The organism is Mycobacterium attenuatum, from assembly GCF_900566085.1.
In the GTDB taxonomy this organism is placed as follows: domain Bacteria; phylum Actinomycetota; class Actinomycetes; order Mycobacteriales; family Mycobacteriaceae; genus Mycobacterium; species Mycobacterium attenuatum.
This window is the reverse complement of sequence record NZ_UPHT01000135.1, coordinates 1-26,177: the sequence shown is the minus strand read 5'-3', so window position 1 is coordinate 26,177 and position 26,177 is coordinate 1. Positions and strand designations below refer to the sequence as shown.

The 26,177-nt window shown below is 64.9% G+C and carries 25 protein-coding genes and 2 pseudogenes; 18 read left to right on the top strand and 9 right to left on the bottom strand.

Going from position 1 to position 26,177, the window contains the following annotated elements; all coding sequences use genetic code 11:
- The first annotated feature begins 19 nt into the window (after window positions 1-19).
- Window positions 20-1,027: a 4-hydroxy-3-methylbut-2-enyl diphosphate reductase gene (locus tag EET13_RS21730; protein ID WP_122444206.1), complete on the top strand. Its 1,008-nt coding sequence runs from the start codon at window positions 20-22 to the stop codon at window positions 1,025-1,027.
- A gap of 22 nt (window positions 1,028-1,049) precedes the next feature.
- On the opposite strand, the gene EET13_RS21725 is transcribed toward EET13_RS21730, so the two are convergent.
- Window positions 1,050-2,279: a DUF6542 domain-containing protein gene (locus EET13_RS21725; protein WP_211189116.1), complete on the bottom strand. Its 1,230-nt coding sequence runs from the start codon at window positions 2,277-2,279 to the stop codon at window positions 1,050-1,052.
- Window positions 2,280-2,551: 272 nt separating this feature from the next.
- Here EET13_RS21725 and ychF point away from each other — a divergent pair, with 272 nt between their 5' ends.
- The 4 genes and pseudogenes from ychF to EET13_RS21700 all read left to right on the top strand — a co-directional run bounded on the left by ychF (window position 2,552) and on the right by EET13_RS21700 (window position 6,071).
- Window positions 2,552-3,625: a redox-regulated ATPase YchF gene (gene ychF, locus EET13_RS21720; RefSeq protein ID WP_122444204.1), complete on the top strand. Its 1,074-nt coding sequence runs from the start codon at window positions 2,552-2,554 to the stop codon at window positions 3,623-3,625.
- A 758-nt stretch (window positions 3,626-4,383) separates the two neighbouring features.
- Window positions 4,384-4,944: a peptidoglycan endopeptidase gene (locus tag EET13_RS21710; protein WP_122444202.1), complete on the top strand. Its 561-nt coding sequence runs from the start codon at window positions 4,384-4,386 to the stop codon at window positions 4,942-4,944.
- 285 nt (window positions 4,945-5,229) lie between these two features.
- A pseudogene (locus EET13_RS31795) lies at window positions 5,230-5,655 on the top strand (OsmC family protein).
- 92 nt (window positions 5,656-5,747) lie between these two features.
- Window positions 5,748-6,071: a putative quinol monooxygenase gene (locus EET13_RS21700; protein WP_122444201.1), complete on the top strand. Its 324-nt coding sequence runs from the start codon at window positions 5,748-5,750 to the stop codon at window positions 6,069-6,071.
- Here EET13_RS21700 and EET13_RS21695 read toward each other — a convergent pair.
- Window positions 6,068-6,763, bottom strand: a complete 696-nt coding sequence (locus EET13_RS21695; RefSeq protein ID WP_122444200.1) for a guanylate cyclase — start codon at window positions 6,761-6,763, stop codon at window positions 6,068-6,070. The two genes, EET13_RS21700 and EET13_RS21695, sit on opposite strands and share 4 nt — an antisense overlap.
- Window positions 6,764-6,795: 32 nt before the next feature.
- Between EET13_RS21695 and EET13_RS21690 the strand changes: the two genes are divergently transcribed.
- Entirely contained in the window at window positions 6,796-7,005 is a 210-nt protein-coding gene (locus EET13_RS21690) for a hypothetical protein (RefSeq protein WP_103801975.1), read from the top strand.
- Here EET13_RS21690 and EET13_RS21685 read toward each other — a convergent pair.
- A complete protein-coding gene (locus EET13_RS21685) occupies window positions 6,957-7,799 on the bottom strand; it encodes an adenylate/guanylate cyclase domain-containing protein (protein ID WP_122444199.1) in 843 nt (280 codons plus the stop codon). The genes EET13_RS21690 and EET13_RS21685 overlap by 49 nt on opposite strands.
- 130 nt (window positions 7,800-7,929) lie before the next feature.
- Here EET13_RS21685 and EET13_RS21680 point away from each other — a divergent pair, with 130 nt between their 5' ends.
- On the top strand, window positions 7,930-9,339 hold the full coding sequence (locus EET13_RS21680) for a glucose-6-phosphate dehydrogenase (RefSeq protein ID WP_122444198.1): 1,410 nt from the start codon (window positions 7,930-7,932) through the stop codon (window positions 9,337-9,339).
- A 15-nt stretch (window positions 9,340-9,354) separates the two neighbouring features.
- Window positions 9,355-10,377, top strand: a complete 1,023-nt coding sequence (gnd, locus tag EET13_RS21675) for a phosphogluconate dehydrogenase (NAD(+)-dependent, decarboxylating) (RefSeq protein WP_122444197.1) — start codon at window positions 9,355-9,357, stop codon at window positions 10,375-10,377.
- A 356-nt stretch (window positions 10,378-10,733) separates the two neighbouring features.
- Here gnd and EET13_RS21670 read toward each other — a convergent pair whose 3' ends face one another.
- Together EET13_RS21670 and EET13_RS21665 are read right to left on the bottom strand one after the other, a co-directional pair.
- Window positions 10,734-11,738, bottom strand: a complete 1,005-nt coding sequence (locus tag EET13_RS21670) for a hypothetical protein (RefSeq protein ID WP_136623221.1) — start codon at window positions 11,736-11,738, stop codon at window positions 10,734-10,736.
- A 682-nt stretch (window positions 11,739-12,420) separates the two neighbouring features.
- Window positions 12,421-13,293 (bottom strand): alpha/beta fold hydrolase, encoded by an 873-nt coding sequence (locus EET13_RS21665; RefSeq protein ID WP_122444195.1) that lies wholly within the window; start codon window positions 13,291-13,293, stop codon window positions 12,421-12,423.
- 409 nt (window positions 13,294-13,702) lie between these two features.
- Between EET13_RS21665 and EET13_RS21660 the strand changes: the two genes are divergently transcribed.
- The 3 genes from EET13_RS21660 (at window position 13,703) to EET13_RS21650 (ending at window position 16,093) form a co-directional block, all read left to right on the top strand.
- Entirely contained in the window at window positions 13,703-15,004 is a 1,302-nt protein-coding gene (locus tag EET13_RS21660; protein ID WP_168991315.1) for a YhgE/Pip domain-containing protein, read from the top strand.
- 84 nt (window positions 15,005-15,088) lie between these two features.
- Window positions 15,089-15,487 carry a DUF732 domain-containing protein gene (locus EET13_RS21655; protein WP_122444193.1) on the top strand — a complete coding sequence of 133 codons (399 nt, stop codon included), beginning with the start codon at window positions 15,089-15,091 and terminating at the stop codon, window positions 15,485-15,487.
- Window positions 15,488-15,619: 132 nt separating this feature from the next.
- Window positions 15,620-16,093 (top strand): VOC family protein, encoded by a 474-nt coding sequence (locus EET13_RS21650; RefSeq protein WP_122444192.1) that lies wholly within the window; start codon window positions 15,620-15,622, stop codon window positions 16,091-16,093.
- Between the two features lie 2 nt (window positions 16,094-16,095).
- On the opposite strand, the gene EET13_RS21645 is transcribed toward EET13_RS21650, so the two are convergent.
- Both EET13_RS21645 and EET13_RS21640 read right to left on the bottom strand, forming a co-directional pair.
- Window positions 16,096-16,704: a TetR/AcrR family transcriptional regulator gene (locus EET13_RS21645; protein ID WP_122444216.1), complete on the bottom strand. Its 609-nt coding sequence runs from the start codon at window positions 16,702-16,704 to the stop codon at window positions 16,096-16,098.
- Between the two features lie 7 nt (window positions 16,705-16,711).
- Window positions 16,712-16,990 (bottom strand): hypothetical protein, encoded by a 279-nt coding sequence (locus EET13_RS21640; protein WP_122444191.1) that lies wholly within the window; start codon window positions 16,988-16,990, stop codon window positions 16,712-16,714.
- A 287-nt stretch (window positions 16,991-17,277) separates the two neighbouring features.
- Here EET13_RS21640 and EET13_RS21635 point away from each other — a divergent pair, with 287 nt between their 5' ends.
- On the top strand, window positions 17,278-18,183 hold the full coding sequence (locus EET13_RS21635) for an alpha/beta fold hydrolase (protein WP_122444190.1): 906 nt from the start codon (window positions 17,278-17,280) through the stop codon (window positions 18,181-18,183).
- Window positions 18,184-18,187: 4 nt separating this feature from the next.
- Window positions 18,188-19,432: a WS/DGAT domain-containing protein gene (locus EET13_RS21630; protein WP_122444189.1), complete on the top strand. Its 1,245-nt coding sequence runs from the start codon at window positions 18,188-18,190 to the stop codon at window positions 19,430-19,432.
- A gap of 3 nt (window positions 19,433-19,435) precedes the next feature.
- On the opposite strand, the gene EET13_RS21625 is transcribed toward EET13_RS21630, so the two are convergent.
- Entirely contained in the window at window positions 19,436-20,038 is a 603-nt protein-coding gene (locus EET13_RS21625) for a MarR family transcriptional regulator (RefSeq protein WP_122444215.1), read from the bottom strand.
- Window positions 20,039-20,752: 714 nt separating this feature from the next.
- Window positions 20,753-22,363, bottom strand: coding sequence for a pyruvate, phosphate dikinase (locus EET13_RS21615; RefSeq protein WP_122444187.1), 1,611 nt, complete (start codon window positions 22,361-22,363; stop codon window positions 20,753-20,755).
- Window positions 22,364-22,507: 144 nt separating this feature from the next.
- Between EET13_RS21615 and EET13_RS21610 the strand changes: the two genes are divergently transcribed.
- From EET13_RS21610 to EET13_RS31785, 5 genes and pseudogenes are all read left to right on the top strand, one after another.
- Window positions 22,508-23,017 carry a DoxX family protein gene (locus tag EET13_RS21610; RefSeq protein ID WP_122444186.1) on the top strand — a complete coding sequence of 170 codons (510 nt, stop codon included), beginning with the start codon at window positions 22,508-22,510 and terminating at the stop codon, window positions 23,015-23,017.
- 308 nt (window positions 23,018-23,325) lie between these two features.
- Window positions 23,326-24,111, top strand: coding sequence for a prolipoprotein diacylglyceryl transferase (locus tag EET13_RS21605; RefSeq protein WP_122444185.1), 786 nt, complete (start codon window positions 23,326-23,328; stop codon window positions 24,109-24,111).
- Window positions 24,108-24,503 (top strand): hypothetical protein, encoded by a 396-nt coding sequence (locus EET13_RS31790; protein WP_244604037.1) that lies wholly within the window; start codon window positions 24,108-24,110, stop codon window positions 24,501-24,503. Before EET13_RS21605 ends, EET13_RS31790 begins: the two co-directional genes overlap by 4 nt.
- A gap of 5 nt (window positions 24,504-24,508) precedes the next feature.
- Window positions 24,509-26,044 carry a radical SAM protein gene (locus EET13_RS21595; protein ID WP_122444213.1) on the top strand — a complete coding sequence of 512 codons (1,536 nt, stop codon included), beginning with the start codon at window positions 24,509-24,511 and terminating at the stop codon, window positions 26,042-26,044.
- A 22-nt stretch (window positions 26,045-26,066) separates the two neighbouring features.
- Window positions 26,067-26,177: pseudogene (locus EET13_RS31785) on the top strand (hypothetical protein); the annotation flags it as partial.

Here is a 26,177-nt window from a genome sequence, read left to right as displayed (position 1 = left end):
CGGAAAGTACCCTGGATGCATGGTGCCGACTATCGATATGGGGATCCCCGGTGCTTCCAGGTCGGCGATTTCGGTAGCCAATGCCCCAACCCGCAAGCGGGTCCTGCTGGCCGAGCCGAGGGGTTACTGCGCGGGTGTGGATCGGGCCGTCGAGACGGTCGAACGCGCACTGGAAAAGCACGGCGCTCCCGTCTACGTTCGTCATGAGATCGTGCACAACCGGCACGTTGTCGACACGCTGGCCAAGGCCGGCGCGGTGTTCGTTGAGGAGACCGACCAGGTTCCCGAGGGAGCCATCGTGGTGTTCTCCGCGCACGGGGTGGCGCCCACGGTGTATGCGGCCGCCGCCGAACGCAACCTGCACACCATCGATGCCACCTGCCCGCTGGTCACCAAGGTGCACAACGAGGCCAGGCGCTTTGCCCGCGACGATTACGACATTCTGCTGATCGGTCACGAGGGTCACGAAGAGGTTGTCGGCACGGCCGGGGAAGCGCCCGACCACGTGCAGCTGGTCGACGGGGTGCAAGCCGTCGACCAGGTGACGGTTCGCGACGAGGACAAGGTGGTGTGGCTGTCGCAGACCACGCTGTCCGTCGACGAGACCATGGAGATCGTCGAGAAGCTGCGCCAGCGTTTCCCCAAGCTGCAGGATCCGCCCAGCGACGACATTTGCTATGCGACCCAGAACCGGCAGGTGGCGGTCAAGGCGATGGCGCCCGAGTGCCAACTGGTGATCGTGGTGGGCTCCCGCAACTCGTCGAACTCGGTGCGGCTGGTCGAGGTGGCTCTGGGCGCCGGAGCGCACGCCGCCCACCTGGTCGACTGGGCCGACGACATCGACCCGGCGTGGCTGGAGGGCGTCACCACCGTCGGCGTCACGTCCGGGGCGTCGGTGCCTGAGGTGTTGGTGCGCGGGGTGCTGGACCGGTTGGCCGAGTTGGGCTACGACATGGTGCAGCCGGTGACCACGGCCAACGAGACGCTGGTGTTTGCCCTGCCGCGAGAGATCCGGTCGGCGCGGTAGCCGCCACCGGTCCCTCATCGGCTCAGACGTCGTATTCCCAGGATTCGGGCTGGGGTCTGCGCGGTGTGCGGGAACGATTCCGGGCATCGGGCGGTGGTTCGTCGCGGTACTTGTCGCGCGGCTCGTCGTAGGGTGCCGACGCGCGGTAACGGACCTGCGAGATCGGGTGGTGGGTCGGGTTGGCGCCGGTTGGCCCCCCGGGGGCGGTGCGCCGCCGCGGTGGCTCATAGGGCTCGTATCGGGATCCCCGGCGCTCGTACCGGTTGCTCGGCTCGGCCGGCTCGGGCGGTTCGTAGGTGCCGTAGGGATCGAAGCGGCTGCTGCGCGGGGCCGGCCGTTCGTAAGGATTGCGGCGGGTGTGCGGGTCTCGCCGCGTTTCGCGCGGCGGCTGCGCCCGCAAATCGGGATCGTCCTGCGACCGGGGCCGGCGGCGTGATCGAGGGGGTGGGTCGGCGGGGTCATACTCGCGGTAATCGCGTGGCTGCGCCGGACGCCGGCGGCGCGGACGTTCGGCGGCCGGATCGGCCTGGTCATCCGCCCCGGATCGGGCATGGCGGGATCGGCTCCGATCGGTGCGGCCGGAGCGTCGGGAGGCAGTCCGACTGTTCCGGGCGGTCCGGGTGCTGCGGGACGTGCGTCCGATCGCCTGGGCCGGCTGTGCGCCGGGGTCGGCAGTTTCCTCGGTGGCGTCGCCGGGGCTGAGCCAGTCGCTGAGATTGGCGATAAGATCGCTGATCGCAGACCTTCGCGGACTCGTGGTAGTCCTCGTGGTCGTCGTCGTGGTATTCGTAGCGTCGTTGGCCTTGGCGGCGGCGGTCTTGCGCTGGGTCATACCGAAGTACCACCGGATCAGACCGATCAGCAGCACGCCGCCGGCGGTACCCAGCATCAGCGGGAAGCGCTCGATGAGCGGATAACCGCAATTGATCAGCAGGTCTTTGAATTTGTCGACCTTGCCGCCGTGGAACAGCCAGTAGGCGCCGGGCACCGTGAAAAACAGGATCAGCGGCGGCTGGATGACCGCCGTGAACAGGCCCGACTGACGTACGGCCAGCACAGCCGCCACGCAACCGGCGATGTAGAAGCCGGCGTAGACATGCGTCAATTCCTTGTGACCGGCGTCGAACGCGTAGCCCAGGGCGGTGGCTGTCATGGCGATCAGCACGGCCGCCCACCAGGGCACCCCGGGGATGTTGGGGACGATGGAGCGGTGGCTTGGCTCCACCGCTGAACTCGCCCGCTGCGCTGACACATGTAGACCGTACCGGCTGCGAGCCCGAAGGATCGGCAACACCTCGCCAGCGACCGGGCGCGTGCCATCCGCAGCGGGCGCCCCCGTCCGCCCGACAGCCGTCACATCTGCCACAGGGGCCTCTCGAGCGGAGTCGGTGCCCAGTTGGTCCGCGCTAGTGGGCGCGGGGAGCAGCTCGACCGGCGGGATTGGCTGTGACTGATGTCATAGGCAGCTGCGCCCCGGATGGCCGACCGGGCACTCGTGCGCCGCAGCCTTAGACTTGGGTCCCTGTGAGCCTGAGCCTGGGAATCGTCGGTCTGCCCAACGTCGGAAAATCGACCCTTTTCAACGCGCTGACCCGCAACAACGTGGTGGCGGCCAACTATCCGTTCGCGACGATCGAGCCCAACGAGGGTGTCGTGTCGCTGCCGGATCCGCGACTGGACAAGCTGGCGGAGCTCTTCGGATCCGAGCGCATCGTTCCCGCGCCGGTGACGTTCGTCGATATCGCCGGTCTGGTCAAAGGGGCATCGGAAGGTGCTGGATTGGGCAACAGGTTTCTGGCACACATCCGCGAATGTGACGCCATCTGCCAGGTGGTGCGGGTGTTCGCCGACAACGACGTGACCCACGTGGCCGGCCAGGTGGACCCGCAGTCCGATATTGAAGTCGTCGAAACCGAGCTGATCCTGGCCGACCTGCAAACGCTCGAGCGTGCTCTGCCGAGGCTGGAGAAGGAAGCACGCACCAACAAGGAACGCAAGCCGGCCTATGAAGCGGCCGTGGCCGCCCAGCAGGTGCTCAACGGTGGCACGACGCTGTATGCCGCCGGATCCGATGCCTCGCTGCTGCGGGAACTGAACCTGCTGACCACCAAACCGTTCCTCTACGTGTTCAACGCCGACGAGGCCGTACTGACCGATGCCGCGCGCGTCGCCGAACTGCGGGCGCTGGTCGCGCCCGCTGACGCGGTCTTCTTGGATGCCGCCATCGAAGCGGAGCTGGCCGAGCTCGACGACGAGTCGGCCGCCGAGCTGTTGGAATCGATCGGGCAGCGCGAGCGCGGCCTGGATGCGTTGGCGCGAGCGGGTTTTCACACCCTGAAGTTGCAGACGTTCTTGACCGCCGGTCCCAAGGAAGCCAGGGCATGGGTGATCCATCTGGGCGACACCGCGCCCAAGGCGGCCGGGGTGATCCACTCCGACTTCGAAAAGGGCTTCATCAAGGCCGAAATCGTGTCCTACAACGACCTGGTTGCCGCCGGGTCCATGGCGGCGGCCAAGGCGGCCGGCAAGGTCCGGATGGAAGGCAAGGACTACGTGATGGCCGACGGCGACGTGGTGGAGTTCCGGTTCAATGTCTAGAAGTAGCGGGCCTCCGCGCACGAAGATGGCATCGTGGAACGCATCAATGATGCGAACGCGAGTATCTCAATGAGAACGACCGTCAGTCGTAAGGATCATTCGGCCGCTCTACGCCGGCGGGGAGCGGCTGCTGCGGCGGAATCTGTTCCGCCGAGTGCGAGCGCGCGGCGTCTGTCGTCCTTGACCTGCTCGCCAACCAGTATCAGCTTCCGACGATCGATCATCACGAGGTCATGCACCTGACCAACCGACGAAGGTTGTGGGGTCGGGCCTGAGCGTGGTGGTCGTCCAGCTGATGTCGACCGTTGCGTTGGTTTCCGGAGCACGGTTGTGGACAGCGGATAAGCGGCTGAAGTCTGCTTGTGCCGATGTCAAAGGGCAAAGGTTCGAGGGTTGACGTTGTTGGCCGCAACGTGGCCGGTCCTGGTTCGACTCGTCGGTTGCGCTCCTGATGTCCACCGATTTGCTTTGTGGTGGGTGTGGTCGATGAGAATGACGATGATAGGCCGTCACCCGCCAGAATCGTTGATGCCGCGGGGACTGACGGGACGCGTCCCGCCAATGGGTAAGCGCATTGCAGCGCCAATCGTGTTCATTAGCTGCAAAGCGATGTTTGCGCTGATCAGGGGGTTGCTAAACGTAACCTTGAGATTAAATGACAGTTTGCTGAGTGCGCTCTGGTCACTTCTGTTTCAATATCTAGATAAACGCGTGACGTACCTGCTGTATATGCAGGTCAGACGATTATCTGTTTAATCGTGATAACCACCACAATATTTGGTTTCCTATGCATATTGTCGGTAGTGTCCGTGGCCATGATTGCTTTAGCAACGCTGTTGACGCTTATCAACCAGGTCGCGGGAACCCCGTATATTCCGGGTGGCGATTCTCCGGCCGGCACCGACTGTTCCGGGCTGGCTTCGTGGGTGTCGAATGCGGCGACGGACCGGCCGGTTTTCGGCGACCGGTTCGACACCGGCAACGAGGAAGCTGCTTTGGCGGCTCGGGGCTTTCAGCAGGGCACCGCTCCCAATGCCCTGGTCATCGGGTGGAATGGTGGCCACACGGCCGTCACATTGCCCGACGGGACCTCGGTCTCCAGCGGTGAAGGCGGTGGGGTGCACATCGGTGGCGGTGGCGCCTACCAGGCACAATTCACTCATCACATGTACCTGCCGATGGATGCCGACACGGTCATGCGGGACGCGCCCTCACCGGATGCGCCGGCTGCTCTGGTCGATGCGGTAAACATGGACGCGTCTGCCCCGGCACCCGATGATGCGGGTCCGATAGGCGATCCGGAAATGGTCAATACCTGAACAATCTAGCTGGCATGTGACGCGGGCAACGGCAATTCTGCGACCTGGGTCACACATATCTTCACCATGGATATCCGCGGACACGCTCCACCGTTATTGTGCGCTCGGTCACAAGACGGTGCGGGCGTGGCTGCGGTATTTCAGGCATATTCGACAGGTATTCATGATTGGCGGCTGCTGAATTAGATTCCACGGAATGTGATCGGGATCCGTTCAGGCTGAGCTTGAGGCTCGATCGGCCGGTCGATACTCGGTACCAGTGCCGAGACGGAAGGAGTCTTGCTGGTGACATCCCAAACAGCCGAGCGCAGCACCGCGTTGGGGCAGCTCATCGCCGCGACCCGGGAGGCGGTCCCCGCCGACCGGGAAGACGGGCGGGTGGTGTTGTAGGCCTCGGTCACCCCACACGACGCGGTCGCCAGCACGGTAACGCTCGGCCAGTATCCTCGCTGTTCTCCTGCCAGGTCGTCACCTGGCGCTGCTGGACCGAAAAGCTCGGGATCGCCTTCGACGACATCGCTGCGCATGCCGAAGGCGATCTCGACGTGCAGGGCTTCTTCGGGTTCGACGACACCGTGCGCTCTGGGTTTCAGGAGGTCCGCGTGGTGATCAGGGTGACCGGGCCGAAACGCCGAAACGCCATCGCGAGCTGCAGCAGGCAGTCGACCAGCACTGCCCGTGTCGGATCTGACCCGAAATGTCACGCCGTGACCACCCGAGTGCAGCTCACCTGAGCAGGGTCTGCTGGGTATTCTGACCCTGCCGCCCGAGCATCGGGCCAGCGGCAGGAGTGGGGAGCGGCAATGATCTTCATCGTCGTCAAGTTCGAAACCAAGCCCGAGTGGACCGAGCACTGGCCGGAGCTGGTCGCGCCATTCACCGCGGCCACCCGCGCCGAAGAGGGCAACCTGTGGTTCGATTGGTCGCGTAGCCTGGACAATCCGGCCGAATACGTTCTGGTCGAAGCCTTCCGCGACGGCGACGCCGGCGCCGCGCACGTCAACAGCGATCACTTCAAGCAGGCCATGCAGCAGCTGCCGCAGGCGTTGACGTCCACACCCAAGATCATCAGCCAGACCGTCGACGCCACCGGGTGGTCGGCCATGGGGGAGATGTCGGTCGGCTAGCCGACGATGACGGCGATTTCGTTGCCCAGCCGATAACCCCGCGCGAGCGGCAGCGTGTCGCCGCTCCAGAACTTGCCTGGGTCAAACCAGTTCTCGTCCTTGTCCGTGGCCAGCAACCCCATCTCCTCGTAGGTGATGGCCACCGTCTCGGCGCAGTACGCCGTCTCCAGGCCCACCGCCCGCCGGGTTGCCTTGCGTCTCTGCGTTTGTGCACGAACCTTGTTGTCCACCAACGGAATTCCGCGGATCCAGTCATTGAGTGTGGGCAGCCGGCCACGCAGCCAGCGCCCGGTCAGCCGAGCCGTCGTCGGGAATGGGGTACCGTCCATCCGCGCGATGACCCGCAGCAGTTCGTTCTCCTGTTGCCGATGGGCATACGGGGTCAGCTGGCGTAGCCAGCACCGCTGCTGGTAGCGCCCGGTCCACTGCTCCACCACCTGGCGTGCATCGTTGAGCTGTACGCCGCGGTGCTGGGTACCGGTCCACACGTCGATGAGCTTGTCGCCCAATTCGGCATGCCAGATCAGCGGCGGCAAGTCGTCGATGGCCACCGTCATGCCGACGTGGTTCACCGGGCTGTTGGTCAACGTCTGGATGGCGCGGTCCGGCCCGGACCGCCCGCGAAACAGCCACAGGTCGCCGGTCCGGGTTTCGTTCAGCGCTTGGTCCAGGGTGAGCGTGCTGGTTTCCACCCCAGCACCTTAGGCAGAGATAGCCTGTCGTCATGCGCAGCATCTGGAAGTGGCTCGGCCTGGCCGGTGTCGCCGGCGTCGTCGCCGGAGGGGCGCTGGTGGTGCGCGACGAACGGAAACGTCGCGCCTACACTGCCGACGAGGTTCGGAACCGGCTGCACCAGCGGCTGGCCGAGTCCGGCGCCGACGGCTATCAGTCCGCGTCCGGGTCGGGCACCGGCTCCACCGCGAACAAGCGGTAGCTGCCGGAGAAGCCCTTCAATTCGACGTCGCGGCCATGGTCGAAACCGATGCCGTCGCAATCCCCGACGGCGTCGTGAACTGGCTGGCTCACCAGGATTTCGCCGCCGGCCGCCTGCCCGGCAACCCGGGCCGCCATCGCAACGTTGCGGCCGAACAGATCGTCGCCGCGGCGCACCGAGCGGCCCATGTGAATGCCGATTCTGACCCGAATTCCGTTACGGCGCTTACGCTTTGCTTCCCTGCGCAATGTCCGCTGGATGTCCATGGCGCACCGTATGGCCTGTTCGGCCCGGGCGAACGCGACCATGAATCCGTCGCCTTGGCTCTTCACCACATGGCCGGACCGGCACTCGACCAGTTCATGCACCATTTTGCCATGTGCGCCAATGAGTTTCACCCAGGCCCGATCGCCGATTCGCTCGTTGAGCGCGGTCGACTCCTCGATATCGGAGAACAGAATCACCACCCGGCCGTCCGGGGTTACTCGTGCCAAGTCCGGCCGCTCGACTTCGGCCCAGTCGGCCAGGTCTTCGATCGAGCTGCGCACGGCCGCACCGAAGCCCTCCTTGCGCACCAGGTTTGCCGTCTGCCACACCGTCTTGACGGCCTCGCGGCCACCGGACAGCAACTTGTTGCGGGCATCGGTCCGCCGGTGCAGCTCCTCGACCTGCTGACGGCTGCGGTTCAGCATCCGCCACAGCACGACCAGCCCAGCGGCTTCTGCCACGGCGATCCCGGCCAGCACATAGATCGCGATGTGCAGCCCTGCACCGGTGCCCAACACGTTGCCCATTCTTCCCAGGCCTGATCGAGTCGACCTTGTCGGGTCATGGGGCAATGTCTAGGGTTGAGGTCGGCCACCACGGGGAAGTAAACGTCCAGCCGTTGGGTGACTTGCTCAGTTGACGTCCTGGAGGTGTGGATTGGCCGGTGGCGGGCATAGCGCCTCAGACGTGTTGGTGATCTTCGGAATTACCGGAGATCTGGCCCGCAAGATGACATTCCGCGCGCTGTACCGGTTGGAGCGCCGGGGGTTGCTGGACTGTCCGATCGTGGGTGTGGCCAGCGACGACATCCCGGTGGAGAAGCTGATCGAGCGAGCCCGGGAGGCCATTGCCCAGTCGGGCGAGAAGTTCGACGACAAGACGTTCAGCCGGCTGGCCGGCCGGTTGTCCTATCTGTCGGGTGACGTGACCGACAGTGCGTTGTACACAGCGCTGGCTAAGCAGCTCGGTTCCGGGCGTCGCCCGCTGTACTACCTGGAGATGCCGCCTGCGCTGTTCGCCCCGATAGTCGAGAATCTGGCGGCGGCCGACCTGCTGACGGACGCACGGGTAGCGGTGGAAAAACCCTTCGGCCATGACCTGGATTCGGCGCGCGAATTGAATTCCAGGCTGCGTGCGGTACTCGACGAAGAGCAGATCCTGCGTGTCGATCACTTCCTGGGCAAGCAACCCGTCGTGGAGCTGCAATACCTGCGCTTCGCCAATCGTGGGCTGGCCGAGCTGTGGGATTCCAAGAGCATTTCCGAGATCCACGTCACCATGGCGGAGAACTTCGGCGTCGAGGACCGCGGCTCCTTCTACGACGCGGTGGGTGCGCTGCGCGACGTCGTGCAAAACCATCTGCTGCAGGTGCTGGCGCTGGTGACGATGGAACCACCGGTCGGTGCCGGCGCCGACGACCTCAACGACAAGAAGGCCGAGGTGTTCCGCGCGATGCCGGCGCTGGAGCCGACGCGTTACGTCCGCGGCCAGTACCGGGGTTATGACGATGTCGACGGGGTGGCGGCGGACTCACAGACCGAGACCTACGTCGCACTGCGGACCGAGATCGACAACTGGCGCTGGGCGGGGGTACCCATTTTCCTGCGGGCCGGAAAAGCGTTGCCGGAGAAGGTGACCGAGGTCCGGATGTTTCTGCATCACGTGCCCGGGTTGGCTTTCCTGCCCAACCGCCGCCCGCCAGACCCCAACCAGATCGTGCTGCGTATCGATCCCGATCCCGGGATGCGGCTAAAGATTTCGGCCCACACCCGCGACTCGTGGCAAGACATTCACCTGGACTCCTCGTTTGCCGAGGACCTCGGTGAACCGATCCGGCCCTACGAGCGGCTCCTGCATGCCGGATTGCAGGGTGATCGCCAGCTGTTCGCCCGCGAAGACAGCATCGAGGAGACCTGGCGGATCGTGCAGCCGGTGCTCGACAACCCCGGGAAAGTTCATCCGTACGACCGCGGTTCGTGGGGGCCCGAGGCCGCGCAGACACTGCTGCGTGGTCACCGCGGGTGGCAACAGCCGTGGCTGCCGCACAGCGCCAAAGCAGCACAGTAAGGGAGACGAAAGCATATGCAGCTAGGGATGATCGGCCTGGGCCGGATGGGCGCCAACATAGTCCGCCGATTGGTCAAAGGCGGCCACGAGTGCGTGGTGTATGACCACAACCCTGACGCCGTCCAGGCGATGACGGGGGAGGACAACATTACCGGGGTATCGTCCCTGAGTGAGCTGCGTGACAAACTCTCGGCGCCGCGAGTCGTGTGGGTCATGGTGCCCGCGGGGCGGATCACCACCGGGGTCATCGAGAAGCTGGCCCAGACGCTCGACCCCGGAGACATCGTGATCGACGGCGGCAACACCTACTACCGCGACGACATCACGCACGCAAAGGTGCTGTTGGACAAGGGAATTCATTTACTTGACACCGGCACCAGCGGCGGTGTGTGGGGGCGGGAGCGGGGCTACTGCCTGATGATCGGCGGGGATGCGGAGGCCGTGGCGCACGCCGAACCCATCTTTGCCACCGTCGCACCGGGGGTGGACGCTGCACCACGTACACCGGGCCGAGACGGGGAGGTCGCGCAGGCGGAGAAGGGGTACTTCCACTGCGGGCCATCGGGGGCGGGACACTTCGTCAAGATGGTGCACAACGGCATCGAGTACGGCATGATGGCCTCGCTGGCCGAGGGGCTGAACATCTTGCGCAATGCCGACATTGGCACCCGCCAGCAAGACGGTGACGCCGAAACCGCGCCGCTGTCCAATCCGGAGTTCTACCAGTACAACATCGACATCCCCGAGGTTGCCGAACTATGGCGGCGGGGAAGCGTCATCGGTTCCTGGCTGCTGGATCTGACCGCGATAGCGCTGCACGAATCACCTGAGCTGCAAGAGTTTTCGGGGCGGGTCTCCGACTCCGGTGAGGGCCGGTGGACGTCGATCGCGGCGATCGACGAGGGTGTCCCCGCGCCGGTGCTCACCACCGCGCTGCAGTCCCGCTTCGCCTCCCGCGACCTCGACGACTTCGCTAATAAGGCGCTGTCGGCCATGCGCAAGCAGTTCGGCGGACACGCCGAGAAACCGGCCAACTAAAAACTACTGTCTTGCGCCGGGAATCGTTGAAGAAATGAGTTAAGGCGTTCGAGGATTGTGCCTGTGGCCTTGGTCCAGGTGAATGACTGTGGCGTGTTGAGCCGGGACGAGTATGTCGGGGTGAAGTGCATGTGGAAACGAGGTCATGCCGCAAGATACTTGCAATTACCGACTGTGGGTGGCGCAAGGATTTCCGCCCGGCCGTGCCCGGCGCTGCACCGTCTGGCGCTGATTGTCGGTTAACGCGCACTTGGCAACCGGTCCATCCTTACCGGCCGTCGACCAAGATGTATAACTATTGATCAACTAATTCCCGGCGCAGAACACTAGCTCAAACCTTCTATCCTTATTGATTCTTAATTATCGTCAATTGAAACGTCATTCACAACGTCGGCTACAGTTTCGTACCGGTCATCGACATTGAATACATTATTGTAGTCTGACGCCACAAGCGCCGCAACGCTCATAGCTTCGTAATCGGGTGTGTCAGCATACGGGTCGATAGACTGAATTTGCGCTGGCGATGATTCGGTATTCATGTCGTTGTGAGAAAGACCGTTGTCGAAATAATTTTGGGCGGAAAGGTTATTGTTGGAAGGACTATTGTCGGTATGCGTCGAAACAATTACAATATCCGTGTTTCGAAGGTACAGGTTCGACAGATTATCCCGCCCCATCCCGCCTAATGCTTCTATCCAGGGGTTGCTCACTCGGTTGACTTCGTAGTCGGCGTAGAATCGCGTCCATGCCTCATCTCGCCGACCCAGATCTGCAATCTGCTCGATAGCGTCGTACCGCCTTTGGTAGCGGGTTATCATTTGGGCAGCTTGCTCTATTCGTTGCGCTTCGTCCGGCGTTACCATTCTAATTTCATTCGGATGGACGTCGTAACGCAGATTCCGATCGTAGTAGTTGAAATCATAATCCGCAGAGGTTCTGTCGTAGTTGTCAGAAAATGGGTTTTCTTCGATAGTCTCGGATGGCGTGTTGGGAGAAAAGTTTTCACCGCCATTTGTGCAGATGTCGAGTTTGTAGCCGTGACCTGCTAAGGCGATGGTGAGGCGGCCGATATTGATGTTGCGGCTGTTGATTTGGGTACTGGTAGACGCCGGCGGCGGCGCGGTGGCGGCAACGACACCGGCGACACCGGCGACACCGACGGTTATTGCCAGTGCTCGGAAAGTTACACCGGCAAGACCCATCTGTCGCCGCGTCGCGCCGCGGCCTCCGATTTTGTTGGTAGGGTCTAGGCGCCCTTCGGCGGCAGCGTTTGCGCAGCTTGTCTGTGAGGAACTTTGAATGTCAACGTTGTTCGTCTGCCGCGACTTGATCACCGTAAGCCAGCTATCTTGTTCTTGCAATCCCGTCTTCTACTTTCCGCTACAATTGGTAACCTGATATTGAAAATTGCATGCAATTCCAGTAACCAATATGCCTCGCGAGTTGCCCGCAGCCCGATTGTGTCGAATTGTGGTTTTCGATCTCGATTTGGGTTGTCAGTGTTGTCAGTGTTGCCAGTGTTATCAAAGGCCCAGTCGGCGGGTCTGGTCAAGACCCCGGTGCGGTCCGGCGGCCCTTCAGTGGGGTCGCCCGGTGGATCCGTCGCAAGACGATACATATGTATCGGAAATGGCGCAATAGTGGCGACGGTTGTGTTCAGCCATGTAATGCACGGTGGCCTGAGACCTGCGGGATTGTCGTCGCCGGGTGGAGGGTGGCCATCGCGTCATTGTTCGAACGACGTGCAACAGTCACTCGAGGAAGAACGGTGCGATAGCCACGTCCCCGTGGGGGGATCGTCGCGCAGATTTCAAGGCGACTATCGCAGATTTCAAGGCGACCATCGAGCAAATGGTTAGCCCCTGTCTCCGTGTCGTCTGCGGCCGCATTCCCGCCGGCACCACCTCCCTGGTTGGATTTGCCTGCCGCAACCCAGACAATCTGCGACCGCTGTGCCAACGCCTGCAATGATTTGCCCGGTCGCACACCGCTGCGATGTCTCTAGTACTCATCGTCGGTCAGCACCAGCTCCGAACCGGCCAACTAGCTCGCCGCGACGGTCCTCCGGACGAAGTCCACCACTACATCACTGAAGGCGTCGTTGTCGTCGCCGGCGGCGGTGTGTCCGGCGTTGGACAACTCGACGAACTCCGCGTTCGACACTTTGGCCAGGAAGTCCCGGACGCCTTCCGGGCTGACCACGTCGGAGAGTTTGCCGCGGATCAGCAGAATTGGGATCTTCAGGTTCATTGCGGCCCGCTCGAAGTTCTCGGTGCGCAGGTCGGGGTCGTCCAGGGGTGCGGTCATCATCGCCGGATCCCAGTGCCAGTACCACCGCCCGTCGCGCAGGCGCAGGTTCTTCTTCAGTCCTTCGGGACTACGCGGCTTGGTGCGGTGCGGCAGATACGCCGCGACGGCGTCGGCGGCTTCCTCGAGCGACGCGAAACCCTCGATGTTGGTGCGCATGAAATCCCGGATGCGGGCGCTGCCGTCCTTCTCGTACCGGGGCACCACGTCGACCAGTACCAAACCCGTCACCCGATGCAGACCGGCGGCGTCGGCAACCAGGATGCCGGTCAGTCCGCCCATGCTGGCTCCAATCACTACCACGTGGCGCCCGATCGCATCCAGGACGTGCAACACGTCGTGGGTCAGGGTCTCGATGGCGTAGTCGGCGCCCGGCGCCCGGTCGCTGTCGCCGTGCCCACGGGTGTCGAGCGCGACCACGTGGAATCCCTCGTCGGCCAGGATCTGGCCGGTCTTCTTCCAGGAGAACCGGTTTTGACCGCCGCCGTGCAACATCAGGATGGTCGGCCGATCGGCCGTCTCGGCACCGTGGTTCCATTCGTCGGCGACCAACGTGATCGCGCCGACGCCGGAAAACTCCACGGTTCGGGGGCCACTCGCAGTGCTCACGCGTTTCGACGTTACCTAGCTGGTTTAAGCACCTTCGTCGGGGGCATTGTTTGCCAGCCCCGCCGCAGCCGACACACTTCGGGGACGGTCTTTGAACCCCGGCCTAACGCGCCACGCCGCGCATCCGCGCCGGCGTTAGTTGCGTGATATCGGCTCGGCATGCCCACCCGCCAACCGGACCCGGGCTCGGGGCTGCCAGCAACTTCACGGCTCACGCGGCATTGACAACGCCGGCTCGTATGTCATCCTTGGTTGACAAATTCGGTGAATCTTTGCACCAGGAGAATGGGTAAGCCGGAAGGGCGGGTTGGCGATGCGAGTGGATGGCTCGGCGAAGGCCGGTATGCGCCCTGACGCGAATTCCGCTTGGGCGCCCGCGCAGGTGGATGCCGGTCGGCGAGGCGAGGCAATGTCGCGCACAACCCGAAACCGGCCGACCGCCTGCCCCTCGGTGTCGGGGCCGGCAGTCTGGCTGGGGCCGATCATTGTCGCCTTTGCGCTGATGTATGGGCTGGGCCTGTTCTATGTAGGCGGAACCCTCAACCCCGGCGCCAACCTACGGCATTTTCCGATCGCGATCGTTAATCAGGACGCTGGGCTGGCGGGCCGGCTGATCGCCGACGGTCTGGCGACCAACATGGACAAAAGCCAGTTCGACATCCGTGTCCTGCCGGCCGATCAGGCGCGCAACCAACTCGAGACCGGCAAGGTGTACGCGCAAGTCTTGTTGCCCTGGGACCTGTCGCAGCGACTGTTCGCGTTGCCGGCGGCAGCGTTGCAGCCGGGACAACCGCTCAAGCCGGTCATCACCATCTCGACCAGTCCCCAGGCGGGCGCCGTCGCCGGCATCGTCGCCGAGAAAGCGATGCGCAAAGCGCTGGCGGTTGTCAACACCAGGACCGGCAATAAGCTCACCGCGCAAGTGCTTCGGCAAAGCGACGGCGCATCGGCGCCAGGAGGCGCCTTGCTGGTGCTGGCCAGCCCCATCGACATCGAGACCACCGGGGCGCAGGCGGGTGACGCCGGGGGTGGGTTCTCGGTTTTGTATTACTCGTTGATGCTGGTGATCGGTGGCGTTACGGGCGCGATCGTGGTGAGCAGGGCCGTCGAGGCCGTGGTGCGTTCGGCTCCGACGAAATCGTGGCGATGGCAACGCCTGGCCGACCGGGTCAGCGCCTCTCGGCTGCAGACGCTGCTGATGCAGTGGGCGCTGATGGCGCTGCTGGGTCTGACGACACCGGCGGTCTACCTCTGGATCGCGGTTGCTCTGGGTATGCCGGCACCGCGGCTGGGGGCGATGTGGTTGTTCGGTGCGTTCATCGTGACCGCGGTTGGCGCCATGTCGACCACGTTGATCGCGGTGCTGGGCAAGTGGGGCGCGATAATCAGCGTGTTCGTCTTCGTCTTGGTGGGACTTCCAGCAGCCGGCGCCACCATTCCGTTAGAGGCCTCGCCGCGGTTCGTGGCCTGGCTCGCCGGATTCGAACCGTTGCGCCAGGCGTTTCTGGGGTGTCGGTCGTTGCAGTACGCGGACGGCGTCGGCGGCACCGAGCTGATGCGATCGGTCATGGTCTGCGCGTTAGGCCTGGGCATCGCAGTGTTACTCGGGGCCTTGGCCACCCACATCCGCGACCGCACGGTGCCGTACCGCGTCGAGGCGTTTGCGAGCCGCCCGGTGACGATGCCGCGGTTGTCCCCAAGCTCTCATTGAGTTTTCGACAAGGCTCCGGCTGGACGCTCGAGGCGCGCACAAATGCGCGACCTGAGCGATACCCAGCAACCTTAGGAGCACCCGATGTTCAACCGCCGCATCGCCGCGATCTGCGGCATCGCGCTGCTGGTCATTCCCCGGCTGGCTGTACCGGTGCTAGTGGCGTCGGGTGAAGCCGAGCAACCGAGCGCCGACTTTGTGACCCTCCCTTCGGTACCCGTCACTTCGGAGCCGCAACTCGGTGCGGACAAGCAATTCCTCGACACGATCCACCGCGAGGCTTTGAAAGTCGGGCAAAACGACAGCGACGCAATGCAATTCGCTCACACCGTATGCGAGGGGCTGGATGAAGGCCAGCCTGAACAACAGCAGGAAGACGCGGTCGTCAACGCCGGTCTCAGCCGGGTAGGCGCACACGAGTTCGTAACGACTTCCGTCGCGAGCTATTGTCCACAGCACCTACCGCAGGTGCCCGCGCCGTAACCGGCCGTGCCGCGCATGCGGTTCTGAACCACGAGCGGTGAGTTCTCGCCGCCGTCCGGGTCTATAAGGGTGAGCAGGCCCCAACAAAGCCACCGAATTCCGGACGGACTTCCGGACTGCAAGGAGACGCCCATGCCATCGATCACCCCCGCACTCTGGTTCGACCACAACCTGGAGGAGGCGGCCGGCTTCTACACCTCGGTGTTCCCGAACTCGCATGTCGAGAGTTTCAATCGCTACACCGATGCGGGGCCGGGTGAACCGGGCACGGTGGTGTCGGGAACCTTCGTTCTGGACGGGGTGCGGTTCGTCGGCATCAACGGAGGCCCGGAGTTCCGCTTCACCGAGGCGGTGTCCTTCATGGTCGACTGCCAGGACCAGGACGAGGTCGACTACTACTGGGAGCGGTTGACCCAAGGCGGCAAAGAATCGCAGTGCGGCTGGTGCACGGACCGCTTCGGGCTGAGCTGGCAGATCGTCCCCACCCGGCTACATCAGCTGCTCACCGACCCCGATCCCGCGGTGGCGGCCGCGGCGACCACTGCGATGCTCGGCATGCGTAAGATCGTCATCGCCGAATTGGAAAGGGCCGCAGCGCAAGTGTGAGCTCACTCGGTGAGCCGGCCGGTCCATTCGATCGCGGCATCGATGATCGGGCCGACATCGGCGGGGTTTTCGCAGTCGGCGATCATCAGCGAAGCCTCGCCCATGATCGCCATCAGAACGCGGCCCAGAAGTTGTCCGCGCAGCGACGTGTCCGACTGCAGCATGGCCGGCCAGCGGCGGCAGGCGGCCTTCATCCGATTGCGGCGCACGGTTTCGAACCCGGCGGGCGCGTCGCCGGATGACAGCACCCTGGCCCGGCACCGGTTATGCCACATCGCCTCCAGATAGGCCCGCACGTGAAGTTGCAGTGCCTGCCGTTGGTCGATTCCGTCCGGGCCGGACCGGCAGGCATGCTGGATCGCGGTCTCGATGCGGCGCTCGGCGTCGTCGACCACCTGCTCGAAGATCGCCAGAAACAGTTCGCTTTTGCCGCCGAAGTGGTGGTAGATGCTGCCGATGCTGGCGCCAGATTTGGCGACCACCTCGGCCATCGTCGCCGCGGTGAAGCCCCTGGCCGCGAAAACCTCGGTCGCCGCGTCCAGGATCCGGCGTTGGGTGGCGCCCGTCTTGGCCCACCGGCGAACGGTGTCGGCATTGGTCACTGAGCCCATCGGCATATCAGCCCACGATCTCGGGTAGCACCCGCCGCAAGCGGCGCCCCGACCGGGACGGGCCACCGGTCATGCCCAGCCAACCCGGGTGCACCAGCCGGGAGAGGTCGGAACCGACCGGTTCCGGCGGCACCGTCATGGCATGCGCGGCCAGATAGCTCGACGCGGCTCTCGCCCGGGCCGGGGCCTGCTCGGCCTGCGCGGCAGTGGTTTTCAGCCATCGATCCCGCCCGGGACCGGCATACTTCCGGCCCCAGTTGACTTCTGGGCGTAGTGAGGCGGCCATCACCGTCCTTTGGTTTTTAGAGGTTCTCACTTGACGGCTCTGAAATCAGGGTGCCGCGACGACGGCGCGACGTCTGTCCGGCGACTGGCTACACCGGGGTATGAATGCGCTGTCCCCCGATCGACGGTCTTTGTGTCCCCCGTGCGTCCCGTTACGTTGGATCATGCGCGGGTTGCAGGTGGCGACAGGAGTCAACATGAGGAACCAAGCTGCCCCGCCGGGCACCACGCCCGGCATGATGGGCAAGGCCGCGACCGACCACGCCAACGCCGACCAGGAAGTCTGTCATGTCTGAACCTCATTGGATCGACGTCCCGGGAGCCGGCGGTGATCTCAAGGCCCTGACCTGGGGTCCGACTGGCGCCCCGATAGCCTTGTGCCTGCATGGCTTTCCCGACACCCCGTACGGCTGGCGCTACGTCGCTCCACGTCTGGCGAAGGCGGGCTGGCGAGTCGTCGCACCTTTCATGCGGGGGTATGCGCCGTCGTCGATTCCGGTCGACGGCTCTTATCACGTTGGCGCGCTCATGCACGACGCGCTGCGGGTACGTGCGGCCGCCGTCGGGACCGAGGACGACGTGGTGATCGGACACGACTGGGGCGCGATCGCCGCCACCGGTCTGGCCGCAATGCCCGAAACCCCGTTCGCCCGCGCGGTCATCATGTCGGTGCCGCCCGCAGCGGCATTCCTGCCGCTGGGCCGGGTGCCTGACCGCGGGCGGCTGGTCCGCGAGTTGCCGCATCAGCTGTTGCGCAGCTGGTACATCGCCTACTTTCAGTTGCCGTGGCTACCTGAGCGGTCCGCGTCGTGGCTGCCGCCGCTGCTGTGGCGCCGGTGGTCGCCGGGATATCACGCCGAGGAGGATTTGCGCCACGTCGACGCCGCGATCGGCACACCGGAGAGTTGGCAAGCGGCGCTGGGACCCTACCGCGCCACCATCCGCAACACCCGGCCGCCGGCAACCTATGCCGAGTTGAACCGCTGGTGGACCGAGGCGCCGCGATTGCCTAGCCTGTATCTCCATGGGCGCGACGATGGTTGTGCAACACCGTCTTTCACGCATTGGACGGAAAAAGTGCTGCCCGCCGGCAGTGACGTGGCGATCGTCGACCACGCCGGGCACTTCCTGCAGCTGGAACAGCCGGAGAAGGTGGCCGAGCTGATCCTGACATTCGTCGGCACACCCGGCTGAGGCTGTGGCGGCACAGCGGATGGCGGCCGTCGATGCCCAGTTCTACTGGATGTCGGCCAAGATACCCAATGACCAGTTTTTGCTGTATGCCTTCGACGGTGCGCCGGCGGATGCCGAGCCGGCCGTGGCGCAGCTGTTGGACCGCGCCCGCGCCTGTCCGGATCTGCGGATGCGCGTGCGCGACGGGTCGGCGCTGAGCTATCCACAGTGGGTTGCCACAGGTGTCGAGCCCGAGCAGGTGGTCCGCCACGAGCCGGCCGACGACACCTGGCATGGCTGTCTGGCGGCGGTTGCCGGGCTGGCCGACGAGCAACTCGATATTCGCCGGATGCCTTGGCGGGTACACCTATTCGCCCCGGTGACCGGCATTCCGGGGACCAGGGCCGCGGGCACCGTTGCCGTCCTGCAGGTCGCGCATGCCCTCGGTGACGGCGCCCGCGCCTCGGCGATGGCGGCCTGGCTGTTCGGGCGGAAGGCGCCGGTGGCGCCGGTCGCCAGACCGCGACCGGGCTTCTTGCCGTGGCGGGCCGCCGCCGCGGCCGGCAGCCACCGCCGCCTGGTTCGCGACACCAGATCCGGGCGGTTGGCGCCCGGTGTCGGATCGCGACCGCTGCTTCCCACCAACGCTCGGCCCGCGGGTGCGCGAGCGGTACGCACGCTGGTGCGGCAGCGCTCGCAAGTGCCCGGTCCGACAGTGACCGTGGGGGTGTTGGCGGCCGTGTCCACGGCGCTGTCCCGGTTGCTCGACGACCCGGCCGAATCGCTAGCCGCCGAAGTGCCGATGGCCAAACCTGGCGCGCCCCGGGCGCATAACCATTTTGGCAACGTCGTCGTGAGGCTGTATCCGGCACTCGGTCACACGCTGCGGGTTCGGCGGATAGCCGCCGACCTCGCCAATGCCCGCCGCCGCATGCAGCATCCCGCCTTGGGGGCGGCCGACCTGGCCTTCGCCACCATCCCAGCAGCGTTATTACATTGGGGCATAAGCAAATTCGACGCCGATGCGCGGCCGGTGCAAGTGGCCGGCAACACCGTGGTGTCCAGCGTGCACCGCGGAGCCGCCGATCTTCATTTCGGTGGCGCGCCGGTGGCGCTGACGGCCGGCTATCCGGCACTGTCACCGGCGATGGGGCTGACTCACGGGGTGCACGGCATCGGCGACACGATAGCGATCAGTGTCCATGCCGCCGCGTCGGCGATACCCGACATCGACGCCTATGTGGAATTGCTCGACGCGGCGCTGCGATGAATACTATTGGGCATCACCAGATCTGGCCGCTTCTTCGCGGGTCAGGCCCACGGCCAGGATCAGCTCCTCATGCAGTTCGAACCAGACGGTGTGATAGGAGTCGATGAGCGGCTTGGTGAGCCAGGCGATATCGCCGGACCTGACGTTGTCAAGTGCGGCGGTGAGTTTCGCCGAGTAGGCGCCCAGCCGGGGCAGCTGTGCCGCAGCCGCCGCGATGATGGGTTGCACGCGCCGGTGCACAGCGTCGAGACGGGCCAATACCGCGGCGTCATAGCCGGCGTCGTCGTGGGTGTTGGTTTGGCCGCCCTTGAGTTGCCAGTCGGTGACCACAACTTTGAAATCGGCGTTGACGCTGCGGAAGTCGTTGTAGGCGGCGGCCATTGCCGCCGGGTCGACTTGGGTGCGCTCCTCGGCGAGCAACGCGTTGAGCCGGGTGCGGCCGGCGGGGCTGATCCGCACCGTCGTCCCCTCGAGCAAAAGGCCCGATGCGGTGAGCTGATCGACGATTTCGGTGATGACGCGGTGGTCTTCGCCCAGTGTGGTAGCCAGGTCGGCCGGACTCACCCGGCCCTTCAGGCGGACGGCCTGTAACACTTTGACGTGCATTCCGAGTGCTGTGGGGTTGACTTGGCTTGCGGTTTCGTCGTGCATATCACCGGGTTTCGTCGTTGTCAGGGTTACCCTAGCTCCGCGGGTCTGGTTGCGGACCACGGTGATTCGCTTGACCTCGCATCGTCTTCGCAGGCCGGCAAGAATGCGAATAACACCTGTCCGCCGATATACAATATCCAGTTGGCGGCATACAGGTCGAAAACCGGAACATTTCGATCCGGTCCCGGCGCCAGCCGCGTGCTGAACAGGTGCAAGTCTGATAGCGGGAGAAGCAGCCCGCCGATCAGTACGGGTAACGCCGGCAGCCTGAAGCGGTTGGGCCACCAATACCAAATACTGAAGTTGATCATCAGGGTGTAGATGACCCCCCGCTCCGTCAGCCCAGGTTGACGGAGCGGGGTCGACCGTATAGCACCAGAGTTGGCCGGAAATTGAAGGGGGAAACGATCAGCGTCCGGTGGTGTTGTGCGGCCCACGGGTTCAAGTAGCTGGCCGCCGCCCTCTCGTCCTGGCCCACTGCCCGAAGGTCGCGGGGAGACGTTCGGGGTTAAGCGCTAAAGCCCAAGGCGTGTGGGCTTCGATGCTGTGGCGCGGCGTAGCCGCCGGCTGATCACGCGGGTCGTTCGGCTGGCGGTGGTCGATGGCCGGCCGTGACGTTGCCACCAAACTCATCACCACTTCGGTCGGCGGCGTCGCGGGATTTCGGTATCAATCAGTCGATGCCCGCAGCGCGTGCAACATGGCGATCAGTGGCGCGTCCGACACGACATCGCCGTGTCCGGCGGTCATGGCCGCGTGCACCGCAGCTTCGGAATGATCCTCCAGCCTGGGGTAGTCGCCGGTGGCGTGCGCACGCAGCGGGCTGACGCGTAATGCGATGCCGGTGAGTTCCCGCAACTCCGGAGTGTCGTTTTCCGACCACGCCGACAGCGACAGGGCGCCGTCGCGCACTTCGCCCTCATGTCCGTCGACGGTGATCAGTTTGCCGGCCAGAGTCGCGGCTACGCCGTGGCCGCAACCGACCACAGCAACCCGGCCGAGTTCGCGGCTGACCACTGCCGCGTGGCTGGCCGCGCCGCCCACCTCGGTGACGATTCCCTGTGCGGCCAGCATGCCCAGGACGTCTTCGGGCCTGGTGTGGTCGCGCACCAGGATGACCGGCTCGCCCCGCTCGGCCGCGTCGAGCGCCGCATCCACGTCGGTGTAGGCGATTCCGGTTGCCACACCCGGGCAGGCGGGCAGACCTTTGGCCAAAAGCGGTGCGGCCAAGCGTGTTTCGGGTTGCAAGGCAGGCCGCAGCACGGCGTCGACGGCTGCGGGAGTCACTCGGCGCAGGGTCTGAGTGTCGTCGATCAGACCTTCGTGCCGCAGTTGCAGGGCCAGCCGCACCGCGGCTTGCGCCGACCGCTCGGCAGACCGGGTCTGCAGCAGCCACAGCTTGCCGTTTTCAACCGTGAACTCGATCTCAGGGACGTCGAAGGTCAGTCGCTCCAGGCGACGGGCGGCCTCGATCAGCTCGTCATAGACGGCGGGCAGCTCGTCGCGCAGCGCGGCGATCGGCTCGACGTCCACCAATCCCGAGACCACGTCGTCGCCCTGACCGCCGGGCAGCCAGTCGCCGAAAGGCTCGTTGGCGCCGGTGATTGGGTTACGGGACGAGAGCACACCGGCGCCGGAGCGGGCCGTCTGGTTGCCGAACACCATCGCCTGCACGACCACCGCGGTGCCCCCCTGGTCGTCGCGGCCGTAGTGCTCGCGATAGGCCTTGGCCCGCGGAGAATTCCAGGAAGTGAAGACGGCCGCGATGCCGGCGCGCAACTGCTCGTATGGATCCTCGGCGGGGTCCTGGCCCGTGACCCGCCGATACATGCGGGTGAACCGCCGTCGGGTATCACGCGCAAAGTCAGGGGTGCAAGCCCTGGCCAGGGCCTGCTCGACGGCGTCGTTGAGGCCCAGGTCCAAGATGGTGTCCATCATTCCGGGCATCGACTGGGTGGCCCCCGAGCGCACGCTGACCAGCAACGGCCGCGGGCCGCGGCCGAACGTGCGCGAGGTCTCGGCCTCCAGCCAGCTCATCCGCTTGGTCACGAGGTCCCAAATCGCCTCCATGGTCGGGTCGGGGTCGGCCAGGTACCGCACGCCCACCTCGGTGGTGATGCAGAACGCGGGTGGTACCGGCAACGCTTGGCGGCGCATCACGTCGATGCCGTGGCCCTTGTTGCCCAGGACTTCTCGGGAATGTTCGGCCTGTCCGTCCAGCAAGATGACCACTTCGAGGGGATCTTCGAGGGGATCCCTGCCTCGTGGGATACGAGCCATGTGATGCACCCCCTTGTGGTCGGGCAAGCCTGAAGCGGTTGCGGGCAAACGTCGGAACGCCCGCAATGTTTCCACACGGATCACCGGAACCGGCGGCTCGCCGCTGCTCCCGGGAGCTGGGCGGGATGATCTAGTTTTGACGGTATGACTCCGTATGACGTCGGGTTGCTGATCCTGCGGCTGGTGCTGGGCCTGACACTGGCCGCACACGGCTTGAACAAGTTCTTCGGTGGCGGCCGGATACCGGGGACGGCGCGGTGGTTCGAAAGCATCGGTATGAAGCCGGGGAGGTTTCATGCGACGGTGGCCGCCGGCACCGAGACTGCCGCTGGGCTGGGGCTGGCCGCGGGTCTGCTGACACCCATTCCGGCCGCGGGTTTCGTCTCGCTCATGCTGGTAGCGGCATGGACTGTGCACCGGCCCAACGGCTTCTTCATTGTCAAAGAGGGTTGGGAATACAACCTGGTGCTGGCGGTCAGCGCCGTCACCGTCGCCATACTTGGCGCTGGAAAGCTCAGCTTGGACTGGGTGATCTTCGGGAAGAACTGGTTCGACGGGTGGCCCGGCCTGCTGATCTCGCTGGGACTTGGCCTGGCCGGTGCAGTCGGGCAGCTGCTGATCTTCTACCGGCCGCCGGTAAAGCAAGCCGGGTAGCGCATATTGGTTAGGCGAGCGAGCGGGTCCCCGGCTGTCACTGGCCATTGTGCGGTCCTGGCCGAGCAGCTGGCCCCGGTTCCGTCCCGCCGCCGAGACCCAACAGCAGCCCGGCCCGCTGGTTCCGCCTGACCTGCCGGCCCGCGGTCGGTGCCCGGCCCCGGGACGGCCTTGGCGCCAGTGCCGGCGAGCCGGTGCCCCAAGAAGGGGCGTTCAGAGTCGATGCCGCCAGGCGGCTGCCGCGGTCAACGTATGCTGTCCTCGGCATGACGAGTCCGTTCAATGCCCGACCCAGCTAGGCTGTCGAGGTGGTTCCGCACTGGCGGGTAGGACCGCTGACACTGCCGGTACACGGCGTGTTCGTCGGGCTGGGTGTGCTGGTGGCCACGGTAGTTTTCTTCGCCGAAGCCCGCCGCCGCGGTGCGGTGAATGACCAATCGCTGGTGGCGGTGACCGGAGCTCTGGTCGGCGGGGCAATCGGCATGCGGCTGTCCGGGTGGGCGGAACACATCGATGTCCGGCTCAACCCGACCTTGTTGCAGGCCTGGGAATTTGGGTCACGCAGCATCCTGGGTGGGCTCGTGGGCGCCTACGTCGGCGTGCTGATCGCCAAGCGGATCGGCGGCTACCGCGGCAAGACCGGCGATCTGTTCGCCCCGGCGGTCGCACTGGGAATGGCTGTCGGTCGCATCGGCTGTCACCTCACCGAAGCTCCCGGCCGGCCGACCGGCCTGCCGTGGGGTGTGCACGCCCCTGCCGCCACGCCGAAATGCCCGGGTTGCCTCGTCGGCGCCGCGATGCATCCGTCGTTCGTCTACGAGATCGGTTTTCAGCTGGCCGCGTTCGCCGTTCTGCTATGGCTGCGCAATAAGCTCACCGAGCCCGGCGAGTTGTTCGTCCTCTACGTCGCGGGCTACGCGGTGTTCCGGTTCTTCGTCGAGTTCGTCCGGGCTAACGAAACCGTGTGGCTGGGTCTGACACGGCCGCAATGGTTTCTGCTGCCCTCGGTTGTTCTCATCGCCGTTCGGCTGGGCTACGGATACCGGCGCGGTCACTATGACCCACTGCTGCACAGGCAGGCACTACCAGCATGACGAACCCACCTCCGGGTTGGCCTCCGCCGGGCTATCCCTACGACCCCGACCAGCCCTACCCCGGCTGGCCTCCGCCACCCCGCAGGTCCGGTGGGGAGATCTTCGGGGCGGTCGTGGTCGGTGTATTCCTTTATTTCGGAATAAATCTGGTGGTCGGGTTCATGGTGATCGCCGGCCTCGCTCAAGCCGTCTCGTCCCACGCCGCTTTGGTGACGGGAGCTATTGTCTTGGGGCTGATCGCCTTTGGCGGCGGTGGCGTACTGGTTGCGCTGCGAAACCCTTGGGCCAGGGGAATTGGGATGGGGTTGATGATCGGCTGGGCGATCACGTCGATCGTTACGGTGGGCTTCTGCACCGGCTTGAATCCGACGCTGTACGGAACTGCCGGATGACCGGCATGGATTTGCGGGGCGACAGCATTCATCGCTACGTCAACGCGTTCTGCCCGCGCTGTCACGACGAGGAACCGGATCGTCCGTTGAGTGATGTCGCCCGGCTCAGTGGCTGGCTGGCCGTGCGCGACGGGCTGGTCTGGCTGGAGCGCGGCTGCCGCTCCCACGGGCTGGTTCGAACCCTCTACGACGAAGATCCCGAAATCCTTGCCTACCTTGAAGAATGGACGGCTCCGACGAAGGCTCACATCCCCGATGCGCCGGGTAACTTCGACCCGATTCCGTCGGCGTATCTGCGTGGTCTGCCGCAGATGCAGACCCAGCACACCTGCATCCTGCTGGAGGACATCGCCGAGACATGCAACCTGCGCTGCCCGACCTGCTTTGCCGATTCATCGCCGGACCTGCGTCATGTCGTGGCGATCGGCGACGTGCTGGCCAACGTCGACCAGCGTCTCGAGCGCGAGAACGGCCGCCTCGATGTGCTGATGCTCAGCGGCGGCGAACCCAGCCTGCATCCGCAATTGGCAGAGTTGCTGGCCGAACTGAGCGCGCGACCAATAACACGAATATTGTTGAACACCAACGGAATCAGGGTAGCCCAGGACGACGGATTACTCGACGTTCTCACCGAGCACCGCGAGCGCGCCGAGGTGTACCTGCAATACGACGGGCTTTCGCAGGCCGCGCATCGATACCATCGGGGCGGGGATCTTCGTCGGATCAAGCAAGACGCGTTGCGTCGGCTGTCCGAACGGCAGATCTTCACCACGTTGGTGATGACGGCCGCGCTGGGCGTCAACGACCACGAGATCGGCGACGTGGTTCGGCTTGCCCTACGAACACCCTATGCGGGCGGGGTCTGCATTCAGCCCCAGTTCGGTTCGGGGCGCTCGGGATTCATCGACGCCGACCATCGGCTCACGCATACCGGTGTGCTTAGGAGGCTCGGGCCACAGACCGACGATCTGGTCACGTGGCGGGATCTGACCGCGCTGCCGTGCTCACACCCGCATTGTTGTTCGGTGGGGTACCTGCTGCGCGACGACGGCGGGCGGTGGCGCTCACTGGTGGCCTTGATCGGTCACGACAACCTCAAAGACAAGCTGGGCCTGGTCGCAAACCGTATCGCCGACAGGGATATTCCCCGCGAGTTGCGGCTGGCGGTGCGTGAATCGCTATTGGCGTTGCTGTCGGAACAGTCGTCGTTGTCGCACCCGCAGATGTCCGACGTGTGGCGTCTGATCTGCCAGAATTGCGACCTGGGCATGGCAACCCTGCTGACCCTGGCCTCCAGCGCGCTGCCCGGGCGACGGCGCCAGCTGCGGCGGCTGCTGGGGGAGCGGGTGCTGCGTATCACCGTCAAACCGTTTATGGATATGTCGACGATGATCGAAGAGCGGCTGGTGCAGTGCTGCGTGCATGTCGGCACGCGTTCGTCGCAGGAGCAATGTGCACCGTTCTGCGCGGTGCAGGCCTGGCCGGCGCTCGGCCGGCAGCGGCTATCGGTGGCCGCCGAGCGGCTCCTGCCGGTGGTGTAATGATTCCGGCGGCGCAGGTGGTGGCCTGCAGCTGCCCCACTTTGTCCGCGCACCCTTCTCGGCAGCGATGTCGCAGTCGATGCTGCTACCCGCGTTCGTGGCGTTGTTCGGGATCGTGGCCGCGCTGTTCCTG

Excerpts from the sequence above, each read along its gene's own strand:
- EET13_RS21640 (WP_122444191.1), bottom strand. The coding sequence starts at position 16,990 with ATGGCCGCCTCACTACGCCCAGAAGTCAACTGGGGCCGGAAGTATGCC.
- gnd (WP_122444197.1), top strand. The coding sequence starts at position 9,355 with ATGCAGCTAGGGATGATCGGCCTGGGCCGGATGGGCGCCAACATAGTC.
- EET13_RS21685 (WP_122444199.1), bottom strand. The coding sequence starts at position 7,799 with ATGGGCAACGTGTTGGGCACCGGTGCAGGGCTGCACATCGCGATCTAT.
- EET13_RS31790 (WP_244604037.1), top strand. The coding sequence starts at position 24,108 with ATGACGAACCCACCTCCGGGTTGGCCTCCGCCGGGCTATCCCTACGAC.
- EET13_RS21610 (WP_122444186.1), top strand. The coding sequence starts at position 22,508 with ATGACTCCGTATGACGTCGGGTTGCTGATCCTGCGGCTGGTGCTGGGC.
- EET13_RS21635 (WP_122444190.1), top strand. The coding sequence starts at position 17,278 with ATGTCTGAACCTCATTGGATCGACGTCCCGGGAGCCGGCGGTGATCTC.
- EET13_RS21655 (WP_122444193.1), top strand. The coding sequence starts at position 15,089 with ATGTTCAACCGCCGCATCGCCGCGATCTGCGGCATCGCGCTGCTGGTC.
- EET13_RS21615 (WP_122444187.1), bottom strand. The coding sequence starts at position 22,363 with ATGGCTCGTATCCCACGAGGCAGGGATCCCCTCGAAGATCCCCTCGAA.
- EET13_RS21700 (WP_122444201.1), top strand. The coding sequence starts at position 5,748 with ATGATCTTCATCGTCGTCAAGTTCGAAACCAAGCCCGAGTGGACCGAG.
- EET13_RS21730 (WP_122444206.1), top strand. The coding sequence starts at position 20 with ATGGTGCCGACTATCGATATGGGGATCCCCGGTGCTTCCAGGTCGGCG.
- EET13_RS21650 (WP_122444192.1), top strand. The coding sequence starts at position 15,620 with ATGCCATCGATCACCCCCGCACTCTGGTTCGACCACAACCTGGAGGAG.
- EET13_RS21595 (WP_122444213.1), top strand. The coding sequence starts at position 24,509 with ATGGATTTGCGGGGCGACAGCATTCATCGCTACGTCAACGCGTTCTGC.
- EET13_RS21625 (WP_122444215.1), bottom strand. The coding sequence starts at position 20,038 with ATGCACGTCAAAGTGTTACAGGCCGTCCGCCTGAAGGGCCGGGTGAGT.
- EET13_RS21660 (WP_168991315.1), top strand. The coding sequence starts at position 13,703 with ATGTCGCGCACAACCCGAAACCGGCCGACCGCCTGCCCCTCGGTGTCG.
- EET13_RS21690 (WP_103801975.1), top strand. The coding sequence starts at position 6,796 with ATGCGCAGCATCTGGAAGTGGCTCGGCCTGGCCGGTGTCGCCGGCGTC.
- EET13_RS21645 (WP_122444216.1), bottom strand. The coding sequence starts at position 16,704 with ATGGGCTCAGTGACCAATGCCGACACCGTTCGCCGGTGGGCCAAGACG.